Source organism: Nonomuraea sp. NPDC052116 (assembly GCF_040680035.1).
Taxonomy (GTDB): Bacteria; Actinomycetota; Actinomycetes; order Streptosporangiales; family Streptosporangiaceae; genus Nonomuraea; species Nonomuraea angiospora_A.
On record NZ_JBFAWA010000013.1, the window covers coordinates 57,457 to 79,918 of the forward strand.

Genomic DNA, 22,462 nt, shown 5'->3' on the forward strand with positions numbered 1-22,462 from the left:
CCACTATCCTCAGCATGATCTCCCGGTGATCACCGGGAGATGAGAGCTGCGGAAGGTGGCGGGGCATGCCGTCAGTGCTGAGGCTGGGCGTGGTGAGCCTGCTGGTCGCCACCGTGTTCGCCGGGCTCGGCATGTGTGCCGCGGCTCTGGGCGATGCGGAAGTGCGGCATGCCGTGGAGACGGCTCCGCCTCAGGCCGTCGGCGTCACGGTCGCCGGCGTGATCAACGCCGGGAACTTCGCCGGGTTCGACCGGGCCGTACGGGAACAGACGGCTCTGGCGTTCGGTGGCGCGCCCACCGAGGTGACCACCTTGCTCCGCTCGGACGGCTACACGATGCCGGGCCAGGAGAAGCTGAGGTACCGGCGGCCGGAGCGGCTCAGGTTCGGCAGTCTCGACGGATTCCAGCAGCACGCGAGACTGGTCAGCGGCTCCTGGCCCCGGTCGCGCACCGAGCCGGTCGAGGCGGCGATCTCCCTGGCCGCTGCCTCGTTCACCGGCTTCACGGCCGGACAGGTGTTCACCACGATCGGCCGTATCGACGCCGAGCCGGTAAAGGTCAAGATCACCGGGGTGTTCGTGCCCGACGACCCGTACGGGCCGCGCTGGGCCGGCGACCTGATGCTCGGCCGTGGCGTCGAGAGGGAGGGATACACCACCTACGGCCCGCTCATGGTGGATCAGGCCACCTTCCTCGACCGCTTCGCCGAAACGGTCGACGCCACCTGGACCGTCGTGCCCGACCTGCGCGGCCTGCCGGTCGAGCGGCTGCGTACGGCCGCCGCCCGGCTGCCGGACCTGCGGGAACGACTCAAGGCGAACGGCTGCCCCGACTGCACGCCCGCTAGTGCTCTCCCCGGCACCCTGGCCCGGATCGAGGCCGCCGCGCAGGCGGCCCGCTGGACCGTCCTGGGTCTGGCGGCGCTCCTGGCCCTGGCGCTGCTCCTCACGCCCGGGCCCAGGCGGACCGGCCGGGCCCTGGGCACGGCGGCGGTGGCCATGGGCTGCGCGTTCCTGGCACCGTTCGTGGTCCGCCTGCTGCTGTCCCTGGCGGAGGCCACGCCGTGGTGGCGGGCCGCGGGATTACGGCTGCCGGACCTGTCGGGAACACTCCTGGTGGCGATCCTGATGGCGCTGGTCGCGGTCGTGTGCCTGGTCGCCGAGGCACCGAGGCCGGGGATACGGGCGCTCTCCGCGGGGATCGCCGCCGCGGTCGCCGTTCTCGCGATCGGTGGCGCCACGACCTGGCGCTCCTCGCAGGCGGACCAGGCCCGTCACCAGGCCGGTGCCGACGTGCGGCTGACCGGCCCGCCGGCGGGAGGCGAGCCGGGCGTCCTCGGCCGTGGCACCGCCTTCACCGCGCTGCCCGGTGTCACCGCCGCGGTGCCCGGGCACCGCGATCGCGTCGACGTCGACCTCCGCTACAGCACCCTCCTCGGCGTCGACGCGAACCGCCTCGGCGAGGTGTTCCGGCTGCGGCCCGATCTGTCGGACCGGACGGTGGCGCAGCTGGCGGCCGCGATGGTCGCTGGCCGTCCCCAGCTCGGCACCCTGCCGCTGCCCGGTCGGCCGCGCACGCTGACCGTCGAGGTCGAGCGGTCCGACGGCTCCGTGCGGCTGCGCGCGGTGGTCTCCGACGCTCTCGGGGTCTGGCACGACCTGCCGGTCGCTCCGCCGCGCGAAGGCTCCGCGAAGGTGGACGTGGACCTCGCCGGCCTGGCCGGCCGGGACGGGAAGATCGCCTACCCGCTTGCCGTCCGGGGTTTCCTGGGCGACGCCACCGACGACTCCGCGCACGTGATCACCGTGACGGCGCTGCGCGCCGACGGCGGGGAACTGGCCCTTCCCGCGGGCCAGCGATGGTCGGAAGGGACGGGAGGCGGCATCTTCTCCCTGAAGGTGAAGGACGGTGCCTCCGTCGTGCGGCCCGTACCGCTGAACGCCGCCCCTGACCGGCCGGTGCCGATCGTGCTCACCCCCGAGCTGGCCGCCTCGGCGAAGCTCGCCACGGGCCGGACCGGCTCCATCTCGCTCGGACGGCGACCGCTCCAGGTCGAGCTCGCCGGTGTCGTCGAGCGCATGCCCGGCGTCGCTCTCGACTCCGCCGCCGTTCTCATGGACTGGCAGACCTTGCAGGCCTGGAACCTGGCCGCGGCACGGCCGCCGTTGCCCGCCACCGACTGGTGGCTCGCCGTGGACGGCGACGGGAACGCGGCCCGCGCGGCGGTGGCCGGATCCGGGTGGGACGTCACGGTGATCGGCTCGCCGGATCCGGCGGTCCCGTCGCCCGTCCTGCTGGGCGGAGCGATCGCGCTGGGGCTGGTGGCCGCGTCCGGCCTCCTGCTCCGCGCCGCCGCCGCGGGCCGTTGGGCGGCCCTGTGGCACGCCGCCGGGGGCGCCTTGCTGGGGCTGGGGCTCTGCCATGTCCTGATGCCCCGGCTCGTGCGTGCCTGGCAGGGCGGGCCCGTCACGCCGGACGTCGTGCCGGACGTGCCGTGGCCCGCGATCGTCGCCCTGCCCGTGCTGGTGGCGGCTGTGATCGCCGTCGCGCGGTCGTTCGCCGGGCGCTCCCTAGGGGATGCGCCTGCCGCGCGCGTCGGGGACGCCTGACTTGCGGAAGAAATAGGCGTTGATCTGGTCGCGCCACTCCTCGGCGCACCGGACCTGCTCGTCGAGCCGCTCCTTGACCCGGGCGTACAGGTCCGGGTCGACCGCGCCGGTGTCGGCCAGCTTCTCCCAGTGCAGCCGCGTCTCGGCCGCCTCCTCCGCCCCCGCGAAGTGCGTGTCGTAGATGTGCTGGATGACCGTCGAGCCGCTGTGCAGCACGTGCCCGTACGGGACGTGGTGGAAGAACAGCAGCAGCTCGTCGGGGCAGCGCTCCAGCGACTCGTAGACGTCCGACCACGGCCGCGGGTACTGGTCGGTGAAGCCGGTGCCGGTGGCGCGCGTGCGGTCCACGCCCACGCCGTCGCGGTCGGCGAAGTGGTACGTGCCCCACGGCGTGTACTCGTAGCCGTCCACGTCCGGGCCGTAGTGGTGGCCGGGGCGCACCATGAAGCCGACGCCGAGCGGCGCGGTGTAGCGCTCGTACGTGCGCCACGACCCGTCCATCATGGCGTGCAGGGTGCGCCGCAGCGACTCGCCGGGCCACGCGAAGGTGAGGTCGATCCACTCGTCGAGGACGGCGGCGGGGTCGAGGCCCGGGTCCCAGGCCAGGCGGCCGAACGCGTACAGGTTGGCCTGCGCGAGCGGGTGGCCGGTCCAGTAGCGGTCGTCGCCCGCGTTGGAGACCGCGACCAGGTCGCCCGCCTCGGCGACGTTCTCGAACGCGAGGATCTCGCTCCACATGGGGGCCAGGTAGCAGACGTGCCGCTGCTGGCCGGTGTACTCCTGCGTCACCTGCAGCTCCACCGCCAGGCGGGTCCCCCGCATCTCCAGGATCACCGGGGAGACCGGCTCGCGCGTCTGGAAGTCCATGGGGCCGTGCTTGACCTGCAGGATCGCGTTGTCCAGGAACCGGCCGTCGAGCGGGGCGAAGTGGTCGTAGGCGGCGCGGGCGCGGTCGGTCGAGCGGTCGCGCCAGTCCTGGCGGTGGTTGTAGACGAAGGCCCGCCAGTGCACGACCCCGCCGAAGGGGGCCAGGGCCTCGGCCAGCATGTTCGCGCCGTCGGCGTGGGTGCGCCCGTACGCGAACGGGCCCGGCTGGCCCTCCGAGTCGGCCTTCACCACGTATCCGCCGAAGTCGGGGATCGTCGCGTACACCTGCTCGGTGGTCCGCGCCCACCACGCCCGCACCCCCTCGTCGAGCGGGTCGGCGGTGGGCAGGCCGCCGAGCGCGATCGGGGAGGCGAAGTTGACCGACAGGTGCACGCGGATCCCGTACGGGCGCAGCTCGGCCGCGATCGCGGCCACCTCGCCGAGCCGGTCGGTCAGCAGGTGGGCCTCGGTGGCGTGCACGTTCACGTTGTTGATCGCGACCGCGTTGACGCCGGAGGCGGCCAGCAGCCGCGCGTAGGCGCGCACCCGCGTCAGGTCGGCGCGCGGCGCGCCCTTGTCCCAGAAGATCGAGCCGCCCGCGTAACCGCGCTCGACCTGGCCCATCACCGGGTGCACGTCGATGTTGTCCCAGTGGTCGAGCATGCGCCGGCGCATCGCGGGCCGGTGGTGCTCCGTCTCCCTGTCGGCCCCGAACGCGGCCTCGCCGAGCCGTACGACGTGGAAGAACCCGTACAGCAGCCCGGCCGGATCGCCGCCGGTCACGGTCGTGACGCCGTCCCGCCGCGCGATCGCGTACCCGTCCGCTCCCTCGGCCGCGTCCAGGCCCAGCACCAGGTCGTACGGGCCCTCGGAGCCGTCGCCGTACCCGGCGCGGGCCCGCGTGACCTCCGCCCGCACGGTCTCGGCGAGCGGCCCGTCGGCCCGCACGAGAGTACGGCGGGAACCGATCGCCCGGAACGCCTCGGGCGGCAGCCACGCCGCGTGGACGTCGGTCAGTTCGGGAATGGTCACGAGGCTCCTTCGGTCGGTCACCGAGGGATGAATCTATCGAAACCGCACCCGCCGCGAGCGATCAGGGGTGGCGCTCCTCAGGCACCGCGGGGCGCCGACAGGGTCGCGCTGATGTTGCCGACGCGGCCGTGTCCGTCGAAGTCGACGGCCGCCTCGAAACCGGGACCCGTGAGCATGAGCCGGTCGCCGCCCGCGTCGCTGTAGGACGCCCCGAGCCCGCGGCGGGCGGCGTAGCCGTGCATCGCGCGCCGGTGGTCCGTCAGCAGCGGCAGGGAGAGCGCCTGCTGCAGGACACGCATGACGCGGACCGGCTCGGGCGGCGGCAGCTGGAAGTCCGGGTGCTCGACGAGGAACGCGGCCCGGGTGCCGCCGCCCGCGTCGCCGCTGTAGGACGTCCAGTGGCCGGTCACCGCCTTGGCGGCCTCGGTGAGGATCGCGGCGGCGAAGTGCGGCTCGGCGGGGGAGGTGGGCAGCGCGGCGAACGGGACCTCCGCGGAGGCCAGCTCCGCGATGCCGAACCGCTGCCCGAAGTCCCGCAGCGTCCCCGACAGGGCGGTCACCGGCTCCGGGAAGCCGGACGGGTTGGCCCAGGCCCACAGCCACGACTCCGGCCCGGGGGCGGCGCTGCCGAGCAGGTGGAAGCGGGTGCAGGTGATCGTGCGGCTCCCGGTGAACTGGAAGCGCTGCTCCCGCAGGTCGACGCTCCAGTTGTGCTCGCCGAGGACCTCTTCGAGGTGGATCTGGTGCTCGAGGGAGATGATGGCCGCGTCGTCGAGCAGGTTCGTGAGGGTGAGGGATTCCGGCATCCCGGCAGACTACGGGATGCGGCCGACAGGGCTGCCCGCCCTCCTTCCCGGAGGGCGGGCAGCTCGACTTCAGCGCACCTTCACCTGCGAGGCCGCCGTGCCGCCGCCGGGCGCCTCCCAGCCCGCCACCACCGCCGGGTGAGCGGCCGGGGCGCGGGTCAGGGGCACGGTGACGGTCGTGACGCCCTTGCGGGACACCGTGACGACGCGGCTGCCCGCCGTCCCCTGGTCGTCGCGGACGAACAGGTGGGCCTTACCGGGCGCCTCCGCCCGCAGCGTCACCTTCACCTCCTTCTGGCCGCCGGTGGCGGAGACGGCCTGGCCGCTCTCCGACTCCTTGGCCGCCGGGCCGCCCGCGAGCGGGACGTTCACGCGGACCGCCTGCTCCAGCGACTGCGGCGAGTCCAGGCTGGACAGGGCCGTGTCGGGGATCACCGGGTCGGGCACCGGCCGGTCCGCGGGCGGCCGGTAGCCGGTCAGCGTGGCCGCGCCCCACCGGTACGGGTCGCCCTGCACGCCGCCCCACGTCGACCAGCCGATCCGGGTCTGGCCGGTCTTGTCCTGGGTGTCGGAGTCGTACACGAGGATGTTCAGCCCGAGGTGGGTGGGGTCGATGGAGCCGGGCAGGAGCTCCAGGGGGATCGACATCTCCACGGTGTATCCGCCCGAGACGACCTTCGAGGCCACCCGCATGCCGGGAGCGGTCTGCTCGCCCGGGCCCTGGCGGTTGTCGGCGTCGCGCAGGAAGCACGGCGGTCCCTCGGCCGTCACGGGCAGCACCGCGGTCTTGAAGGTGGTCGAGGTGTTCTCGGACGTGCCACGCGGGTCGAGCGTGACCTCCACCGAGTCGGTACGCCAGTGCCGCTTGCAGTCGGCGGCGGCCAGCCGGGTGCCGAGCACGTCGTCCTGCACCTGTACCAGCAGGTAGAGGGTGTCGTCGCGCCACGCGAGCTTGGCGGTGCCGGAGCAGTCGGCCGCGGACGAGCAGGCCGTGCCCTCCCACAGCCGCGAGATGTCGAGGGCGGGCCCGGGATACTCGCCGTCGCCCGCCACGCCGTCCACGGTGGGCGACGCCTGCGGCACGGAGGCCGCCGGGACCAGTTCGAGTGCCGGCTTGCTCGCGACCGCGCCGTCCACGCTGATGGTGTACGCGTAGTCGCCGCCCTGGTTGGACGTCTTCAACGAGGGGTCGGAGTTCGTGACGGTGAATGGCACCATCGTCGAGGCCCCGGCGGCCAGGTCGCTGTAGGGCGCCTCCACGCGGTCCGCGGTGAACCCGGCGGGCAGGTCCACGCGCACGGTCCCCGACTTGGCGGCGTCGCTGACGTTGGTCACCACGACGCCGACCTGCCGGGAGCCGCCGGAGGGCAGGGTGAGCACGGGGGTGACGATGCCGCGCAGCTGCGGCACGCCGACCTCGGAGGTCCACTTCTCGTACTGGGCGACCTGGGGGAGGAGCTGCTGCCCGGCCCGTACGGGCGGGCTGATCTCGACCTGCCGGTCGGTGTAGCCGCGGCCCCGCTCGGTGGTCAGCGCGGCCGACACGCGCGCCCGCCCGGTGCCCGCGGCGGGGGTTACGGTGAATGTCGCCGTCCCGGTGCGTCCGGCGGAGAGCCTGCCCAGGTCACCCGAGCCGCTGACCTGCCAGCCCGCGGGCACGCCCAGCGTCACCGACGAGCGGCCCAGCGGCTCGCGGGCCGGCGCGGTCGCGCTGACCTTGACGGTGAACGGCGTGCCGGGCCGCACGTCGAACGTGCCGGCGCGCAGCTCGAACAGGGTGCCCAGCGGGACCGCCCCGCTCGCCCTGGTCAGCGCGCCGTCGAGGATCGCCGTCGGCGCGGCCGCCGCCGCGCTGCCCGGCTCGGGGAACGGCACCCGCGAGTCCACCTGCGTGAAGAAGTCGCAGCCGAGCTGGTTCGGGTCCGACGGCACGTCGGGGAAGACGGCCCAGCCCTGGGAGGCGTACGCGCGCTGGGCGTCGCGCTCGATCGCGGCCCACGTCTTGCCCTGGGCCTGGGAGGGGCGTCCGCTCCACACCCCGTACACATTCTGCGCGGGGTTGTTCGGGCGGAAGGTCGAGGCGCAGGACGGGCCGGTCTGCGAGGTGCCGCGCCCGCCGCCGAGCAGCAGCCGGGCCGCCGCGAACGGGCGCAGCCCCTCGCGGGTGATCTGCTCGGGGAACACCTTGGGGTCGGCCGCCGCGTAGAACGCCTGCACGGCCAGCCGCGCCGCCTGCTGGTGGTTGCCGTGGTTGCCGGGGGAGGGCGCCGGGTCCATGGTCAGGATGACCTCGGGCCTGGTCTGGCGGACCACCCGCACGACCTTCTCCAGGGTGTCCGCGCCCCAGATCTGGTCGGTCAGCGGGGCGCTCACCGTGTAGTAGAAGTCGACGTCGTCGAGGTTGAAGACCTCGCGCACGCCCGCCTTGCCGACCGCCGCCCGCTCCTCGGACTCGCGCAGCAGCCCGAGCGCCGGGCCCTCCTCGGGTCCGACGGCGTTGCCGCCGCCCTCGCCGCGGCTGACGGTGACGACGCCGGTGCGTACGCGGTGGTCCTCGTTCCACTGGCCGAGCGTGGACAGGCTGAACGCCTCGTCGTCGGGGTGGGCCCCGACGAACAGCGCGTCGAGGTCCACGGGAGCGCCGGTGGTGGAGGCGGCGGAGGCTGTGGAGGGAACGGCGGGTGAGAGGGCGAGCGCGACCGTGGCGGCCAGCACCAATGACAGGCGTTTACGCATGGAACCTCCGGAACAGTTACTCGCGGACCGCCCCTTGGAGCAGGCCGCGGACGAAGTGACGCTGGAGGAACAAGTAGAAGATCACGACCGGGGTCGCGACGATGACGGAGCCGGCGGCCAGCAGGGTGAAGCCGGAGGTGTACTGGCCCTGGAAGAAGGCCAGCCCCAGCGGCGCGGTCCGGAGCGACTCGCTGGTGACCATGATCAGCGGGATGAGGAACTCGTTCCACGTCCACATGAAGACCAGCACGGTCAGCGTGACGACGGCGGGCCGGGCCGGCGGCACCAGCACCTGCCACAGGATGCGCCACGTCGAGGCGCCGTCGATGCGGGCGGCCTCGACGATGGCCCGGTTGGAGGCCCGGAAGTAGGCCCGCATCCAGAACGTGCCGAACGCCACCGACAGCGCCACCTGCGGCAGCGCCACCGACCAGAACGTGTCGATCAGGCCGAGCGAGCGCAGGTCGAAGTAGAGCGGCACCGCGATGGCCTCGCTCGGCATCATGATCCCGAGCATGAACAGGTAGAACAGCACCGACTGGCCGCGGAAGCGCATGGTGCCGAACGCGTACCCGCTCAGGATCGACAGCACCACGCTCACGACCACGACGAACGACGACACTGCCAGGCTGGTGCGCAGGTACGTGCCGAACCGCCCGATCTCCCACGCCGCCGCGAAGTTGCCCAGCCCGGAGGTCCCCCCGCTGTCGGCGGGGCCGAGCGCGGCGGCCAGGATCGAAACGATGGGGAAGAGCGCGAAGGCGGCGAACGCCGACAGGATCACGTAGTTGCCCACCCGCTCGCCCCGCGAGATCACGACACCCTCCTGTCGGCGAACCGGTTGATCCCGAACGAGATCACGAAGATGACCACGGTGAGCGTGACGCCGATGGCCGCGGCCGAGCCGATCTGGCTGAGCCCGAAGGCCCGGTGGTAGACCTCGTACGACGGCACCGACGTCGAGTCGCCCGGCCCGCCGCGCGTCGTGACGTACACCAGGTCGAACGTGCGCAGCGCGGCGATCACCGTCAGCGTCAGCGCGACGGCGATCTCCCCGCGCACCGACGGCAGCGTGACCGCGAAGAACTCCCTGACCGCGCCCGCCCCGTCCAGCCGCGCCGCCTCGTACAGCTCGCCGGGGATGCGGCTCATCCCGGCCAGCAGCAGCACCGTCACCAGCCCGGTCTCGAACCACGTGCCCACCACCCCGACCGCGGGCAGCGCGAAGGTGTAGTCGCCCAGCCAGCCCCGCGTCAGCGAGTCGAGCCCGAGCGCGCCGAGCAGGGTGTTGAGCGTGCCGTCGGGCGCGTAGACCCGCCGCCAGGCCACGGCCACCACGACCATGGCCACCACCTGCGGCAGGAACACGACCGTGCGGAAGAAGCCGAGGCCGCGCACCTTGGCGTGGTTGAGGATCGCGGCCAGCCCCAGCCCGATGGCCAGCGGCGCGGCCGCGTAGAACACGACCAGCACCAGCGCGTGGCCGAAGGCCGCCCGCAGCCCCTCGTCGGAGACGATCGCGAGGTAGTTGTCCAGGCCGACCCAGCGGCCGAGCGACAGCCCGTCCCAGTCGTACAGCGACAGCTGCACCGCGCGACCGATCGGATAGAGCAGGAACACCGCGTAGACGGCGAAGGCCGGCAGCAGGTAGAGGTAGGCGACGCGGCGAGGCTCTCCCGGAGGCCGGCCCCCGGTCATCGGTCGGCTCACCCGTTGCTCTCGACGAAGGTCTTGTAGTCCTTCTCCAACGTGGCCAGGAACTCCTGCGGGGTCTGCTTCTTGGCCAGCAGGTCCTGCAGCGCCGCGCCCAGCGTGTCGGCGAACGTCGGGGTGGCGTAGTCGAGGTACGGCACCAGCCCTTCCTTGGCCGTGACCGTGCCGAACGCGGTGAAGACGTCCTGCTGCGGCCCCGCCGGGACGCTCTGCTGCGCGGTGTCGGCGACCGGCAGGTTGCCGGTGGTGGTGAGCACCTTCATCGCGTCGGCGTTGGTGATGAAGTCGATGTACGCCGCCGCGGCGTCCGGGTTGGGGCTCTTGGCCGTGATCGCGAACGGCAGCCCGGTCCCGCCGGTCGCGACGGGCGGCGCGTCGGCCGTGGCGCCCGGCGGCAGCATGAAGCCCAGGTCCTTGCCCAGCGCCTTCTGCAGGTCGGCGAGCAGCCAGGTGCCCCCGATCAGGAAGACGCCCTCACCCTTGCCGAACGCCTGCCACGCCGGGTCGTAGCCCTGGCCGTTGAAGCCCTTGTTGAAGTAGCCCTTGTCCACCCAGCCGACGAGCTCCTCGGCGGCCTTGGTGTTCTCCGGCGTGTTCCACGAGGCGCCCTTGCGGCCGAAGGCCAGCGTGCTGATCTGGTCGGCGGGCACGCCGCGGCTCTGCACCGTGCCGAACACGTGGATGGCCGGCCACTTGTCGAGGTTGCCCAGCTGCGTCGGCACCTCGCCGGCGGTCTTGGCCTTGGCCAGCGCGGCGTCGAAGTCGGCCCACGTCGCGGGCGGCTGCAGGCCGAGCTTGGTCAGCTTGGCCTTGTTGAAGAAGATGCCGACGACCTCGCCGACCTGCGGAAGGCCGTACAGGTTGCCCTCGCCGAAGGTCTTGCCGTCGGCGCTGTAGCTCGAATAGCGCAGCACCGACTGCGGGTAGCGCTTCTTCCACCCGTACGCCTCGGCGTAGGCGTCCAGCGGGCGCAGCTGCCCGGCCTTGACGAACGCGCCCATCGACGAGCGGCCGTTGTTGGCCTCCACGATGTCGGGCGGCTCGTTGCCGCTCAGGGCCAGGCGCAGGGTCGTGTTGAGGTCGTCGAAGGAGCGGCTCACCCGGTTGATCTTGATATTCGGGTACTTCGCCTGGAAGGCGTCGTTGAGCTGCTTCATCTGGGCGGCCTGCCCGCCGCGTACCTCCTGGTCCCAGATCGTCAGGGTGACGTTGCCGAGCGCCGCGGCGTCGGTGCGCACCGACGAGGCGGAGGGCTGCGCGGAGGTGGCCGCGGGCGGGGCGGAGGATCCGGGGGCGCACGCCGTGACGGCAAGGGCGCTGGCGGCGAGCACGGCGAGCGCTCGGAGCGGGGGGTTCATGGTGTTACTCCTTTTGCGCGGGCACGCGAGGCGTGTCGGGGCCCTCGTCCTCGGGTGGGTTCGGCCGCGTGGTGGGAACCTTGGGGCCGACGTCGGCGTACCGGGCGATGGTCGCGGCCGCGCGGCGCACGGCGCCCACCGGCACGGCGGGCACCAGCTTGTCGAGGAAGGCGTAGCGGCGGGCCAGCGAGTTGCCGTAGGCGCCGCTGTGGTCGGCCGAGTCGCGGACCTCGTGCCACCAGTCGGCGATGTCGCCCCAGCCGGGCGCCGCGAGCGAGCCGCCGAACTGCTGCACCGCCAGCGCCGCGCACAGCTGCGCGAACGCCAGGCGGTCGGCCAGCGGCCAGCGCGACAGCGTACCGAGCACGAACCCCGCGCCGAAGACGTCGCCCGCGCCGGTCGGGTCGAGCGCCGTCACCCGCGGCGCGGGCACGAACGCCTCCTCGCCGTTGGTGGAGTCGATGGCCATGGCGCCGTTGGCCCCGTCGGTCACCACGGCCACGGGGACTTTGTCGGCGATCGCGTAGAGCGCGTCGCGCGGGGTGTCGGCGCCGGTGTAGGCCATCGCCTCGACCGCGTTGGGCATGAACGCGTGGCAGAGCGCGAGCTGGTCCAGCAAGGACGCCGACCAGGAGCCCGACGGGTCCCAGCCCACGTCGGCGAAGATGAGCGCCCCCTCGCGGCGCGCCAACTCGGCCCAGTTGCACGGGCTGTCCGGTGAGTCGAGCGGATCGTCGGTGGACAGCGACACGATCACCGCCTTGGACCGCGGCGGGTTGCCGATCATCTCCGAGGCCGGCAGGGGCGAGGGGTGCCCGTGCGTCACCATGCTGCGGTCGCGGTCGACCGCCATGGAGACCGTCACCGGCGAGTGCCAGTGCTCGAACCGCCGCGACCTGGACAGGTCCACCGACTCCTGCTCCTCGAGCGTGCGCCAGCAGAAGTCGCCGTAGTCGTCGTCGCCGAACGCGGCGGCCAGCGAGGTACGCAGGCCCAGCCGGCTGGTCGCGATGGCGAGGTTGGCGATGCCGCCGGGGCACGATCCCATGCCCTCGGCCCAGATCTCGGTTCCGGCCGCGGGCATCGCGGGCAGACCGGTGAAGATGATGTCCAGAAAGACCGTGCCCGCCAGGAAGACGTCGAACTGCGGCCCCTCCGGGGTGCGTTCGGCGGCGAGAGGGTCGTACACCTGATTAGACACGGGAATGAGTCCTCCCCGACACGTATCGAGATGTGCGCAATCTTGCACGTTTGCTCGCGCACTTCAAGTCTTCCCCTGAGAGTTTTTGGGCAAAGCTGCATAGTTCTGCGCGATTTTGACTGATACACTCGCGCCGTGCTTCAGCGCCTCAGGCATGCCGAGATCATGCGCCGGGTCCGACTCTCAGGCGCCACCAGCGTCAGCGATCTCGCCAGCCAGCTCGGCGTGAGCCCGTCCACCATCCGCAGGGACCTCGAGGTGCTCGACCGCGACGGCACGCTGCGGCGCGTCCGCGGCGGGGCCCTGCTCCTCGATGGCGGGCTCCTCGACGGCGGGCTCCTCGACAGCGGGGTCAGCGTCGACGCCGACGCCGACCGGCCGTTCGCCGAGGTGGCCGAGGTGGACGAGCAGGACAAGGAGGCGGTCGCGGTCCGCGCCGCCGAGCTGGTCCGCGACGGCGACGTGGTCCTGCTCGACATCGGCACGACGACGATGCGGCTGGCCCGGCGGCTGCGCGGGCGCCGCGTCACCGTGGTCACCTCCAGCCTCGCCGTGCTCGACGTGCTGCGCTCCGACCCGGAGGTCGAGCTGCTGCTGCTCGGCGGCGCGCTGCGGCGGACGTACCACTCGCTGGTCGGGGTGCTGACCGAGGCGGCCCTGAGCCAGGTGGTCGCCGACCGCGTCTTCCTGGGCGCCAGCGGCCTGCGGCCGGACGGGCAGCTCGTGGACACCACGCTCGCCGAGGTGCCGCTGAAGCGCGCCATGATCGCGGCGGCGGGCCAGGTGGTGCTGCTCGTCGACCGGCACAAGTTCCCGGGCACCGGCGCGCTGCGGGTGTGCGGGCCCGACGACATCGACGTGATCGTCACCAACCAGGGCGCCGACGAGGCGACGCTGCGCAACTGCGCCGCCGCCGGCGCCGAGATCCTGCTCACGTGAAAGGGTATCGATGAGACTGGCCGTTCTCGGGGGCGGCGGCTTCCGGGTCCCGCTCGTGTACGGCGCGCTGCTGCGCGAGACCGCGAAGCCGCGTGTGGAGCAAGTGGTCCTGTACGACGTGTCGCAGGACCGGCTGGAGGCCATCCGGCACGTGCTCGGCCAGCTCGCCGCCGGGCACGACGACCCGCCGGAGGTCCTGACCACCACCGACCTGGACACCGCGCTGCGCGACAGCTCGTTCGTCTTCTCCGCGATCCGGGTCGGCGGCCTGGCCGGGCGCACCGCCGACGAGCGGGTCGCGCTCGACCTGGGCCTGCTCGGCCAGGAGACGACCGGCCCCGGCGGCATCTCCTACGGCCTGCGCACCATCCCGGTCGCGCTCCACGTCGCCGAGCGGGTGGCCGCGCTCGCGCCCCAGGCGTGGGTCATCAACTTCACCAACCCCGCCGGCATGATCACCGAGGCCATGCGGCACGTGCTCGGCGACCGCGTGATCGGCATCTGCGACTCCCCGATCGGCCTGATCCGCCGGGCCGCCGTCGCGCTCGGGCTCGACCCGGCGCGCGTGTCGCCCGACTACGTGGGCCTCAACCACCTCGGCTGGTTGCGCGGCCTCACCTATCAGGGGCGCGACGTGCTGCCCGGCCTGCTGGCCGACGACGCGGCCCTGCGGCAGGTCGAGGAGGCGCGCATCTTCGGCGGCGACTGGGTGCGCACGCTGGGCGCGCTGCCCAACGAGTACCTGTACTACTACTACTTCACCCGGGAGTCCGTGGCCGCGATCTCCGGGCAGACCCGCGGGGAGTCGCTGGTCCGGCAGCAGGACGACTTCTACGCGGCCGTGCGGGCGCGTCCCGAGGAGGCGCTGGCGGAGTGGGTCAGGGCGCGCAGGCTGCGCGACGAGTCGTACATGGCCGAGGCCCGCGAACCCACCGCCGCGGGCGCGCGCGACGCCGCCGACCTGGAGGCCGGCGGGTACGAGGGCATCGCCCTGGCCCTCATGGCCGCCATCGCCCGCGGCGAGCCGACGTCCATGATCCTCAACGTGCGCAACGGCGCCGCGGTGCCCGGCCTGCCCGCGGACGCGGTCGTCGAGATCCCGTGCGCGGTGGACGGGGCCGGCGTCCGGCCGCTGGCCACCCGCCCCCTGCCGGGCCGCTTTCTCGGTCTCGTGCAGCAGGTGAAGGCCGTGGAGCAGGCCGCCATCGAGGCCGCCAGGTCCGGCTCGGCCCGGCTGGCGGTCGAGGCGTTCGCGCTGCACCCGCTGGTCGACTCGGTCGCGACGGCCCGCAAGCTGCTCGACGGCTACCGGGCGCGCATCCCCGAGCTGGCCGCCGCCATCCCGGGCTCCTCCGACACGGGCGGGCGCACGACGATCTAGCGGGCCCTCCTCGGGGGCGCTTCCACGCCGCGCCCCCGCTCTGGGGTCGCCGTCACGCCATGCCGGCCGCCTCGAAGAGCCGCAGCTCGCGCCCGGGGCGGCACACCAGCTGCAGCCCCACCGGCAGCCCGTCCACCGTGCCCGCGGGCACGGTCAGCGCGGGCAGGCCCAGCACGTTCCACAGGCTCGTCATGGACAGCAGCGCGGGCCGCACGGCGACGGTCCGGCCGTCCACCTCCGTCTCGCGCTCCAGGAGCAGCGGGGCGGTGATCGGCACGGTGGGCAGCGCCAGCACGTCGTGCCGCTCGAACAGCGTCGCCGCGGCCTCGGCGAGCCGGGAGCGCGCGGCCACCGCCGCGACGTACTGCCAGCCGGGGATCTCGGCGGCCGTGCGGAGGCGTTCGAGCAGTTCGGGGTCGAACAGCTCGGGCGCCTGCGCGATCCGGGCCGCGTGCACGGCCACCGCCTCGCAGCTCTGGATCACCGTGTACGTCTCGCGGAACTCCTCGCCCAGCCCCGCCCGCAGCCGCACCTCCTCCAGTCCCGAGCGGGCCAGGCGGGACTCCGCGGTCGCGCGTACCGCGTCCACCACGCGCGGATCCCCGTCGAACAGCTCCGACGGATCGAGCCAGGCCACCCGCGCGGGACCGGGGTCCTCGCGCAACTGGGCGGAGGCCAGGCAGCGGTAGGCGAGCAGGCAGTCCTGCTCGTCACCGGCCAGGACGCCGACGTGGTCGAAGCTGCGTGCCAGGGGGAACACACCTTCGGCCGAGATCGCCCCATAGCTCGGCTTGAACCCGGCGATCCCGCACAGAGCCGCCGGGATGCGGACAGATCCTCCCGTGTCGGTGCCGAGCGCGAGCGGTACCAGGCCCGCCGCCACGGCCGCCGCGCTGCCGCCGCTGGAGCCGCCCGACATGCGCTCCGGGTCCCACGGGTTGCGCGAGGGGCCGTTGGCCGAGCGGTCGCCCGTAGGCCCGTACGCGAACTCGTGGGTGGTCGTCTTGCCCACGACGACGGCGCCCGCGCGGCGCAGCCGGGTCACGGACTCGGCGTCGGAGTCCGCGACGTACCCCGCGAAATGCCGCGAACCCATGGTCGCGGGCAGCCCCGCGACCATGAAGAGGTCCTTCACGCCCACCGGCACGCCGTGCAGCGGGCCCCGGTAGGTGCCCGTGTCCAGCTCGGCGTCCGCCCGTCGCGCCGCCGCCAGCGCCCCGTCGGCGTCCACGGTGACGAACGCGCCGAGCGCGGGGTCGCGCTCGGCGATGGCCTCGAGCGCCTGCTCGACGAGCTCGACGGCGGTGGTCCGGCCTTCGCGCAGGTCCTGGGCGAGGCTCGTGATGGTACGGCCGGTGAAGGGGCCGGGGGAGAGCGGCATGGGATCCTTTCGAGCGGTCGTCGGCTGACGGATCCCACTGAACACCACGCACATCGGACCTTCCACCGCAGGGCTCCCCCTCACGGGGCTAAGATCGTCGGATGTCCCAGCCGTCGGCCGCCCGCCGGGCGTGGAAGTGGGCGCGGCTGGTCCTCGCCGTCGTGGTGAGCGCGTGCGCGCTGGCCGGCGTCGTACGGCTGACCGTGCCCGCCACCGCGGGGACGTCGGGGGAACCGCCCGGGGTGCGGCGGCAGCTGGCGTTCCTGCGCGCGGCCCTGGACGCGGGCGCGGGTGACGAGGCGCAGGCGCTCTTCCCCGAGGGGTATTTCTTCCTGCACGCCCTGTACGGGCTGAGCTGGGTCGAGCTCGGCATGCGCGCGCCGGCGGGCGAACGGTCGCGGGCGCTGCGCGAGGCGCGCTGGGCGTTGAGCCGGCTGGACTCGCCCGCCGGGCGGGCCCCGTTCAGCCCCGGCCTCACCCCGCCCTACGGCGTCTTCTACCGGGGATGGTCCAACTGGCTGCGCGGCGGGGCGCTGAGCCTGGAGCCGGCCGAGCGGCGCGACCCGGCCGAGGTGCGCCGGTTCACGGAGGACTCCGCCGCGCTCGGGGCCGCGTTCGACGCGTCCGCCTCGCCGTACCTGGCGGCGTATCCGGGGCAGGCCTGGCCGGTGGACTCGACCGTGGCGGTGGCGTCGCTGCGGTTGCACGACGCGATCCTCCCGCCCCGGTTCGGCGGGACCGTCGAACGCTGGCTGCGGGAGGTCAGGCGGCGGCTCGACCCGCGTACCGGGCTGCTCCCGCACCGCGCCGACCCCGGCGGCGGCGCGCCGGCCGAGGTGGCGCGGGGCAGCTCGCAGAGCATGATCCAGCGGTTCCTGGTGGACGTGGATCCGGCCTTCGCCGCCGAGCAGTACGCGCGCTTCCGCGAGCTGTACGTCGCCACCCCGCTCGGGCTCGGGCCCGCCGTGCGCGAGTACCCGGAGGGCGTGGACGGACCGGCCGACGTGGACTCCGGGCCGCTGCCGCTCGGGGTGAGCCTGTCGGCGACCGTGGTCACCCTCGGCGCGGCGCAGGCGCACTCCGACGCTCCGCTGGCCTCGGCGCTGGCCGGCTACGGGGAGCTGGCGGGGCTGCCCGTGGACACCCCCTGGACCAAGCGGTACGCCTTCAGGCTGCTGCCCATCGGCGACGCGTTCCTGGCCTGGGCGAAGACGGCCCGGCCGTGGGTGGCCCGGCCGCCGTCGGCGCCGCCGGCGACCGTCTCGTGGTGGTGGCGGACGCCGCTGCTGATCCTGCTCACCGCCCTCGCCGCGGCCCCCTGGCTCCCGGCCCTACGCCGTCGCTTCCGTCCCGCCGACCGTGGCTGAGGTCCCTTGGGGAGGGAGGGGCTGCACCTGCCGCCCGTAGCTTGGGGTCCCTCGGGAGGGAGCGGGTTGCGCCTGAGGAGCCGTAGCCCGTGATGGGAGCGCGGCCCGGACGGTGGTTCACCGTCCGGGCCGCGGGTGGGCGCCCCGCGCTTCGCCGGTGGGCGAGGCGCGCGATGGGCGCGGGAGCCGGGCACGGCGAGGGGGTGGGCCGTGCGGTGGCCGGGCTGAAGGGGAGGGTGGCGGGTCAGCGGGTGGAGCCGAGGCGGGTGGAGAGCCGGGTGGCGAGGCGGTCGAGGGAGAGGTTGATCAGGATGAAGATGGCCGCGATGAGGATCGCCGCCGGGATGGTGTTCTTGAAGTTGGCGGCGATCCCGTTCAACCCCCGGTTCACCAGCTCGTCGAAGCCCACGATGAGCCCCAGCGCCGAGTCCTTCAGCAGCACCACGAACTGGCTGACGATGGCGGGCATCATGGTCCGGAACGCCTGCGGCAGCAGGACGAGGCGCATCACCTGCCCCTTGCGCATGCCTATGGCGTAGGCCGCCTCGGACTGGCCGCGCGGCAGGCTCTGCACCCCGGCCCGGATGATCTCCGCGATCACCGAGCCGTTGTAGAGCGTGAGCCCGAAGACGACGGCGGCGAAGGCCGAGATGTTCACGCCGATCAGCATGTACGAGCCGAAGAAGGCGAAGAAGATCAGCAGCAGCAGCGGCACGGACCTGAAGAACTCCACCACCGCGGCCGCGGGCACCCGGATCCACCGGTGGTCCGACATCCGGGCGGTGGCGAAGACGAGGCCGAACAGGCCCGCCAGCACCACCCCCACCACGGCCGCGCCGATGGTCCCGGCCAGCCCCGGCAGGATGAAGGTGGCCCAGACGTCCCCGCGCAGCAGCGGCGTCCACTTGTCGGCCGCCCACTGGTCCTTGGTGTCGAAGCGCACGTAGACCACGTACGCCAGCCCCAGCAGCACGAGCGCGACGACCGCCGCCAGCACCCGGTTGCGCCGGATCCCGCGCGGCCCGGGCCGCTCGTAAAGGTTCGCGTAGCTCATCGGGCCACCGCCATCCGCCGCGACAGCCAGCCGAACAGCAGCCCCATCGGCAGGCACAGCAGCACGAACCCGGCGGCGAAGCCGAGGAAGATCTCGAGGACCTGGTCTCCGTACGTCTCGATCATCTCCCGCATCCGCACGGACGCCTCACCCACGCCGACCACGAGCGCGATCGTGGTGTTCTTGGTCAGCGCGATCATGATGCTGCCCAGCGGCGCCACCACGGCGCGGAACGCCTGCGGCAGCGTGATCAGCCCGAGCGTCTTCGTGAAGCCCAGCCCGAGCGACCGGGCCGCCTCCGCCTGCCCGACCGGCACCGTGTTGAGCCCCGACCGCAGGGCCTCGCAGACGAACGCCGAGGTGTAGGCGGTCAGCCCGATGACGGCGAGCCAGAAGTTGTTGGTCGCGATGTCGTCCGACAGCTCCACGCCGAGCTGCGCCCCGACGCCGAGGCCGGTGAACATCAGCACCAGCGTGAGCGGCGTGTTGCGCATCATGGTCACGTAAAAGTTGGCCGCGCCGCGCAGGGAGGCCAGCGGGGCCACCCGCATGCCGGTCAGCAGCGTCCCCAGCACGAGGGAGCCGAGCGCGCTGACCGCCGTCAGCCGTATCGTCATCCAGAACGCGGCGAGGATCGTGTCGCGTTCGAACAGCAGCGCTTCCATGGATCAGTAGCGCTCCAGCTGCGGGGCCTGCGGAAGGGTGAAGCCGGAGGCGCCGACGCTGGCCTGCAGCGCCTTCGTCCAGCTGCCGTCGGAGAACATCTTCTCCAGCGCGTCGTTGATCGCCTTGCGCCCGGCCGTGTCGTCCTTCTTCAGCCCGATGCCGTACTTCTCGGTGCTGAACGGCTGGCCGACCACCTTGAGCTTGCCGCCGTACTGGGCGGCGTAGCCGGCGAGGATGACGTTGTCGGTGGTGAGCGCGTCGAGCTGGCCGCCCAGGACGCGGTCCACGCACGCCGAGTACGTCCGCTCCTCCTGCAGCTGCACCTCCTTGGAGTACTCCGCCTTGACCTTCTGCGCCGGGGTGGAGCCGGCGACCGAGCAGAGCTTCTTGCCGTTCAGCGTCTCGGGCCCGGTCAGCGCCGTGTCGTCGGCCCTGACCAGCAGGGCCTGCCCGGCCACGAAGTACGGCCCGGCGAAGGACACCTTCTGCTTCCTGGCGTCGGTGATGGAGTACGTCGCCACCACCATGTCCACCTGGCCCTGCTCGATGAACGCCTCGCGGTTGGCCGACACGGTCTCCTTGAACGTGACGTCCTTGGCCTCCACACCGAGCTGCTTGGCCACGTACTTGGCGACCTCGATGTCGAACCCGGCGAAGCTGCCGTCGGGCGTGCGCAACCCCAGCCCCGGCTGGTCGGCCTTCACGCCGACGACCAGCTTCTTGTCGTTCTTGGCCTTGTCGACGATCGAGGCGTTGCTGGCCTCGGCGCTGCCACAGGCGGTGGCGGTGGCGGCGAGCGCGACCACCGCGAAGGTCGCGTAAAGGGACCTGCCGAACATATGACGGCTCCTTAGTGAGTGAGGATCTTGGCGAGGAAGGACTGGGCGCGCTCGCTGTTCGGGGCTCCGAAGAACGCGTCGGGGGTGTTCTGCTCGACGATCTCGCCCTCGGCCATGAAGACGACCCGGTCGGCCGCGCGACGGGCGAAGCCCATCTCGTGGGTGACGACCACCATGGTCATGCCCTCGCGGGCCAGCGAGGTCATGACGTCGAGCACCTCGTTGACCATCTCCGGGTCGAGGGCCGAGGTGGGCTCGTCGAAGAGGATCGCCTTGGGGTCCATGGCCAGCGCGCGGGCGATGGCCACCCGCTGCTGCTGCCCGCCGGAGAGCTGGGCGGGGAACTTGGCGGCCTGACCGCCGATGCCGACCCGGTCGAGCAGTTCCTGGGCCCTGCGCACGGCCTCCGCCTTCGGCCGCTTCAGCACGTGGACCTGGCCGAGGACGACGTTGTCCAGGACGGTCTTGTGCGCGAAGAGGTTGAAGGACTGGAACACCATGCCCACCTCGGCGCGGAGTCTGGCCAGCGCTTTGCCCTCAGCGGGCAGCGGCGTACCGTCCAGGGTGATCGTGCCGGAGTCGATCGTCTCCAGGCGGTTGATCGCCCGGCACAGAGTCGACTTCCCGGCGCCGGACGGGCCGATGATCACGACGACCTCGCCCTGCCTGACGTTCAGGTTGACGTCCCTGAGCACATGGTGGTCGCCGTAGCGCTTGTTGACCTGGTCCAGGACGATCAGGTCGGCCTCGGTCATGCGTCACGCTCCTTGTCTCGGTCAGCGATGGCGTAACCGTAGGAGCCGTATGTGTCACCGAAAGGCTTGTGCGCGTTCTGCTCAGTGATTGATCGATCTGAGTTCGATCAGGGCCGGTGGTCGCCGGGCCTGGAGGCGTCGGACGTCGCGCCGGAGACGCCGATGGTGTCCTTGTAGGCGCGGTCCCACTGCCCGTCGCGCAGCCATCCCGCGATCAGGCCGTTGAGGTAGTCGCGGAAGGCGACGTCCTGCTTGGGCACGCCCATCCCGTACGGCTCGCGCCCGAACGGCTTGAGCACCAGCCGGAACTGGTCCGGATGCTGGTCGAGCAGGCCGAGCAGGATCGTGTCGTCGGTGCTGATCGCGTCGACCCGCCCGTTCGTGAGCGCGGGCACGCAGATGCTGTAGGCGTCGACGATCTCCAGGGTGGCACCGGGCACCAGGGAGCGCAGCCGCTCGACGGACGTCGAGCCCGTGGCGGTGCACACGGTCTTGCCGTCCAGGTCCGACACGTCGTTGATGGTGGTGTCGGCGGTCCTGACGAGCAGGTCCTGCCCGGCGTAGTAGTACGGGTCGGTGAAGGCGACGAGCTGCGCGCGGGCCGGGGTGATCGAGTACGTGGCGATGACGAGGTCCACCACGTTCTGCGAGATGAAGTTCTCCCGCTCGCGCGAGACGGTCTCGACGAAGCGGATGTTGCGCTCGCTGCCGGTGAGGTCCTTCGCGATGAGCCGGGCGATCTCGGCGTCGAAGCCGGTGATCCGCCCGCTGGAGGGATCCTTGTAGCCGAACATCGGCTGGTCGAACTTGGTGCCCACGACGAGGACGCCCCGGTCCCTGATCCGGGCCATCGTGGAGCCCTCGGGGAAGGGGTTGTCGCTCCCGCATCCGGCGGCGGTGAGGCAGAGCAGGACGGCGAGCAGCGCCCTGAGCCCTCTCATCGCACTCGATAACGGTGCTGGGGGCGCCCGGTCGGCCCGTACTTCGGCCGGCCTTCGAGCAGCCCGCGATCGGCCAGATGCTCCAGGTAGCGGCGGGCGGTGGCGCGGCTGACGCCGATCATCCCGGCCAGCTCGTTCGCCGACACGTCCTCAGGGACGGAGGCCAGCGCGTCCAGCACGGCCTGCTCGGTCGCCGCCGAGATGCTCTTCGGCCGGGCGCCCTGGTCGAGGTGGAGCGTGCGGAAGATGCGGTCGATCTCCTGCTGCTCGGCGAACCGGTCGCCCGACTCCAGCTGCTCGGCCGTGGCCGCGTAGCGCAGCAGCGTCTGCTCGAGCGTGCCCGCCCTGGTCGGCTTGACCAGGTAGTAGAGCGCGCCGCGCTGCATGGCGGCGCGTACCGTGGCCGACTCCTTGCGTCCGGAGATCACGATGATGTCGATGGGCGGCTGCTCGGGCCGGCGCAGCCGGTGCGCCACCTCCAGCCCCGGCAGGTCGGGCAGGTGCAGGTCCAGCAGCACCAGCCGGGGTGCGAAACGGCCGGCGGCGGCGAGCGCCGCCTGGCCGGTGTGCGCGATCCCGACCACCCTGAACCCGAGTACTCTGTTCACCTGCGCGTGCAGGGCCGCCGTGACGACCGGGTCGTCGTCCACGATGAGAACGGTGATGTCCCGTGGCTCAGGCACCGCCACTCCTCGTCCAGGTGCAGTTTTTACAAATCAGAGTGAGCTTAGGCAGGTTTTGTTACAAACGCTCAAGTTTTGCGCGTTCTGCTCACCGTGATCCGCCGCCCATGCCCTCTTCCTCTTAATCTGTAGCC

Annotated in this window: 18 protein-coding genes; 4 read left to right on the forward strand and 14 right to left on the reverse strand. The window is 72.6% G+C overall.

Annotated features, from left to right (window positions below; all coding sequences use genetic code 11):
- Positions 1-65: 65 nt before the first annotated feature.
- A complete protein-coding gene (locus AB0L65_RS25245; protein WP_364249389.1) occupies positions 66-2,609 on the forward strand; it encodes a hypothetical protein in 2,544 nt (847 codons plus the stop codon).
- On the opposite strand, the gene AB0L65_RS25250 is transcribed toward AB0L65_RS25245, so the two are convergent.
- The 7 genes from AB0L65_RS25250 to AB0L65_RS25280 form a co-directional block, all read right to left on the reverse strand.
- A complete protein-coding gene (locus AB0L65_RS25250; protein ID WP_364249391.1) occupies positions 2,571-4,508 on the reverse strand; it encodes an alpha-glucuronidase in 1,938 nt (645 codons plus the stop codon). The genes AB0L65_RS25245 and AB0L65_RS25250 overlap by 39 nt on opposite strands.
- A 77-nt stretch (positions 4,509-4,585) precedes the next feature.
- The gene (locus AB0L65_RS25255; protein ID WP_364249393.1) at positions 4,586-5,314 is read right to left on the reverse strand and encodes a DUF6882 domain-containing protein; all 729 of its coding nucleotides are present in this window, start codon (positions 5,312-5,314) and stop codon (positions 4,586-4,588) included.
- Positions 5,315-5,383: 69 nt separating this feature from the next.
- Positions 5,384-8,050, reverse strand: a complete 2,667-nt coding sequence (locus AB0L65_RS25260) for a sugar-binding protein (protein WP_364249395.1) — start codon at positions 8,048-8,050, stop codon at positions 5,384-5,386.
- Positions 8,051-8,066: 16 nt separating this feature from the next.
- Complete coding sequence (locus AB0L65_RS25265) at positions 8,067-8,867, reverse strand: carbohydrate ABC transporter permease (protein WP_363974498.1); 801 nt, start codon at positions 8,865-8,867, stop codon at positions 8,067-8,069.
- The gene (locus AB0L65_RS25270; protein WP_364249397.1) at positions 8,864-9,748 is read right to left on the reverse strand and encodes a sugar ABC transporter permease; all 885 of its coding nucleotides are present in this window, start codon (positions 9,746-9,748) and stop codon (positions 8,864-8,866) included. The genes AB0L65_RS25265 and AB0L65_RS25270 overlap by 4 nt, the downstream gene beginning before the upstream one ends.
- An 8-nt stretch (positions 9,749-9,756) precedes the next feature.
- Positions 9,757-11,121: an extracellular solute-binding protein gene (locus tag AB0L65_RS25275; protein WP_364249399.1), complete on the reverse strand. Its 1,365-nt coding sequence runs from the start codon at positions 11,119-11,121 to the stop codon at positions 9,757-9,759.
- Between the two features lie 4 nt (positions 11,122-11,125).
- Complete coding sequence (locus AB0L65_RS25280) at positions 11,126-12,322, reverse strand: carbohydrate kinase family protein (RefSeq protein ID WP_364249401.1); 1,197 nt, start codon at positions 12,320-12,322, stop codon at positions 11,126-11,128.
- Between the two features lie 135 nt (positions 12,323-12,457).
- Here AB0L65_RS25280 and AB0L65_RS25285 point away from each other — a divergent pair, with 135 nt between their 5' ends.
- On the forward strand, positions 12,458-13,261 hold the full coding sequence (locus AB0L65_RS25285; RefSeq protein WP_364249403.1) for a DeoR/GlpR family DNA-binding transcription regulator: 804 nt from the start codon (positions 12,458-12,460) through the stop codon (positions 13,259-13,261).
- Between the two features lie 10 nt (positions 13,262-13,271).
- Positions 13,272-14,642, forward strand: a complete 1,371-nt coding sequence (locus AB0L65_RS25290) for a 6-phospho-beta-glucosidase (RefSeq protein WP_364249406.1) — start codon at positions 13,272-13,274, stop codon at positions 14,640-14,642.
- Between the two features lie 52 nt (positions 14,643-14,694).
- Here AB0L65_RS25290 and AB0L65_RS25295 read toward each other — a convergent pair whose 3' ends face one another.
- Positions 14,695-16,023 (reverse strand): amidase, encoded by a 1,329-nt coding sequence (locus AB0L65_RS25295; protein WP_364249408.1) that lies wholly within the window; start codon positions 16,021-16,023, stop codon positions 14,695-14,697.
- A gap of 101 nt (positions 16,024-16,124) precedes the next feature.
- Here AB0L65_RS25295 and AB0L65_RS25300 point away from each other — a divergent pair, with 101 nt between their 5' ends.
- On the forward strand, positions 16,125-17,390 hold the full coding sequence (locus tag AB0L65_RS25300; protein ID WP_364249410.1) for a hypothetical protein: 1,266 nt from the start codon (positions 16,125-16,127) through the stop codon (positions 17,388-17,390).
- 244 nt (positions 17,391-17,634) lie between these two features.
- On the opposite strand, the gene AB0L65_RS25305 is transcribed toward AB0L65_RS25300, so the two are convergent.
- The 6 genes from AB0L65_RS25305 to AB0L65_RS25330 all read right to left on the reverse strand — a co-directional run bounded on the left by AB0L65_RS25305 (position 17,635) and on the right by AB0L65_RS25330 (position 22,328).
- On the reverse strand, positions 17,635-18,444 hold the full coding sequence (locus AB0L65_RS25305) for an amino acid ABC transporter permease (protein WP_364249412.1): 810 nt from the start codon (positions 18,442-18,444) through the stop codon (positions 17,635-17,637).
- Positions 18,441-19,109 carry an amino acid ABC transporter permease gene (locus AB0L65_RS25310; RefSeq protein ID WP_364249414.1) on the reverse strand — a complete coding sequence of 223 codons (669 nt, stop codon included), beginning with the start codon at positions 19,107-19,109 and terminating at the stop codon, positions 18,441-18,443. Before AB0L65_RS25310 ends, AB0L65_RS25305 begins: the two co-directional genes overlap by 4 nt.
- Before the next feature lie 3 nt (positions 19,110-19,112).
- Complete coding sequence (locus tag AB0L65_RS25315) at positions 19,113-19,949, reverse strand: glutamate ABC transporter substrate-binding protein (RefSeq protein WP_350727809.1); 837 nt, start codon at positions 19,947-19,949, stop codon at positions 19,113-19,115.
- An 11-nt stretch (positions 19,950-19,960) separates the two neighbouring features.
- Positions 19,961-20,704, reverse strand: coding sequence for an amino acid ABC transporter ATP-binding protein (locus AB0L65_RS25320; protein WP_350727810.1), 744 nt, complete (start codon positions 20,702-20,704; stop codon positions 19,961-19,963).
- A gap of 107 nt (positions 20,705-20,811) precedes the next feature.
- Positions 20,812-21,645 carry a glutamate ABC transporter substrate-binding protein gene (locus AB0L65_RS25325; RefSeq protein ID WP_364249416.1) on the reverse strand — a complete coding sequence of 278 codons (834 nt, stop codon included), beginning with the start codon at positions 21,643-21,645 and terminating at the stop codon, positions 20,812-20,814.
- Positions 21,642-22,328, reverse strand: a complete 687-nt coding sequence (locus tag AB0L65_RS25330) for a response regulator (RefSeq protein ID WP_364249418.1) — start codon at positions 22,326-22,328, stop codon at positions 21,642-21,644. The genes AB0L65_RS25325 and AB0L65_RS25330 overlap by 4 nt, the downstream gene beginning before the upstream one ends.
- Positions 22,329-22,462 lie beyond the last annotated feature (134 nt).

Coding starts and splice junctions, on each gene's coding strand:
- AB0L65_RS25295 (WP_364249408.1), bottom strand. CDS start 16,023: ATGCCGCTCTCCCCCGGCCCCTTCACCGGCCGTACCATCACGAGCCTC.
- AB0L65_RS25310 (WP_364249414.1), bottom strand. CDS start 19,109: ATGGAAGCGCTGCTGTTCGAACGCGACACGATCCTCGCCGCGTTCTGG.
- AB0L65_RS25305 (WP_364249412.1), bottom strand. CDS start 18,444: ATGAGCTACGCGAACCTTTACGAGCGGCCCGGGCCGCGCGGGATCCGG.
- AB0L65_RS25245 (WP_364249389.1), top strand. CDS start 66: ATGCCGTCAGTGCTGAGGCTGGGCGTGGTGAGCCTGCTGGTCGCCACC.
- AB0L65_RS25320 (WP_350727810.1), bottom strand. CDS start 20,704: ATGACCGAGGCCGACCTGATCGTCCTGGACCAGGTCAACAAGCGCTAC.
- AB0L65_RS25255 (WP_364249393.1), bottom strand. CDS start 5,314: ATGCCGGAATCCCTCACCCTCACGAACCTGCTCGACGACGCGGCCATC.
- AB0L65_RS25300 (WP_364249410.1), top strand. CDS start 16,125: ATGTCCCAGCCGTCGGCCGCCCGCCGGGCGTGGAAGTGGGCGCGGCTG.
- AB0L65_RS25290 (WP_364249406.1), top strand. CDS start 13,272: ATGAGACTGGCCGTTCTCGGGGGCGGCGGCTTCCGGGTCCCGCTCGTG.
- AB0L65_RS25315 (WP_350727809.1), bottom strand. CDS start 19,949: ATGTTCGGCAGGTCCCTTTACGCGACCTTCGCGGTGGTCGCGCTCGCC.
- AB0L65_RS25275 (WP_364249399.1), bottom strand. CDS start 11,121: ATGAACCCCCCGCTCCGAGCGCTCGCCGTGCTCGCCGCCAGCGCCCTT.
- AB0L65_RS25325 (WP_364249416.1), bottom strand. CDS start 21,645: ATGAGAGGGCTCAGGGCGCTGCTCGCCGTCCTGCTCTGCCTCACCGCC.
- AB0L65_RS25260 (WP_364249395.1), bottom strand. CDS start 8,050: ATGCGTAAACGCCTGTCATTGGTGCTGGCCGCCACGGTCGCGCTCGCC.
- AB0L65_RS25270 (WP_364249397.1), bottom strand. CDS start 9,748: ATGACCGGGGGCCGGCCTCCGGGAGAGCCTCGCCGCGTCGCCTACCTC.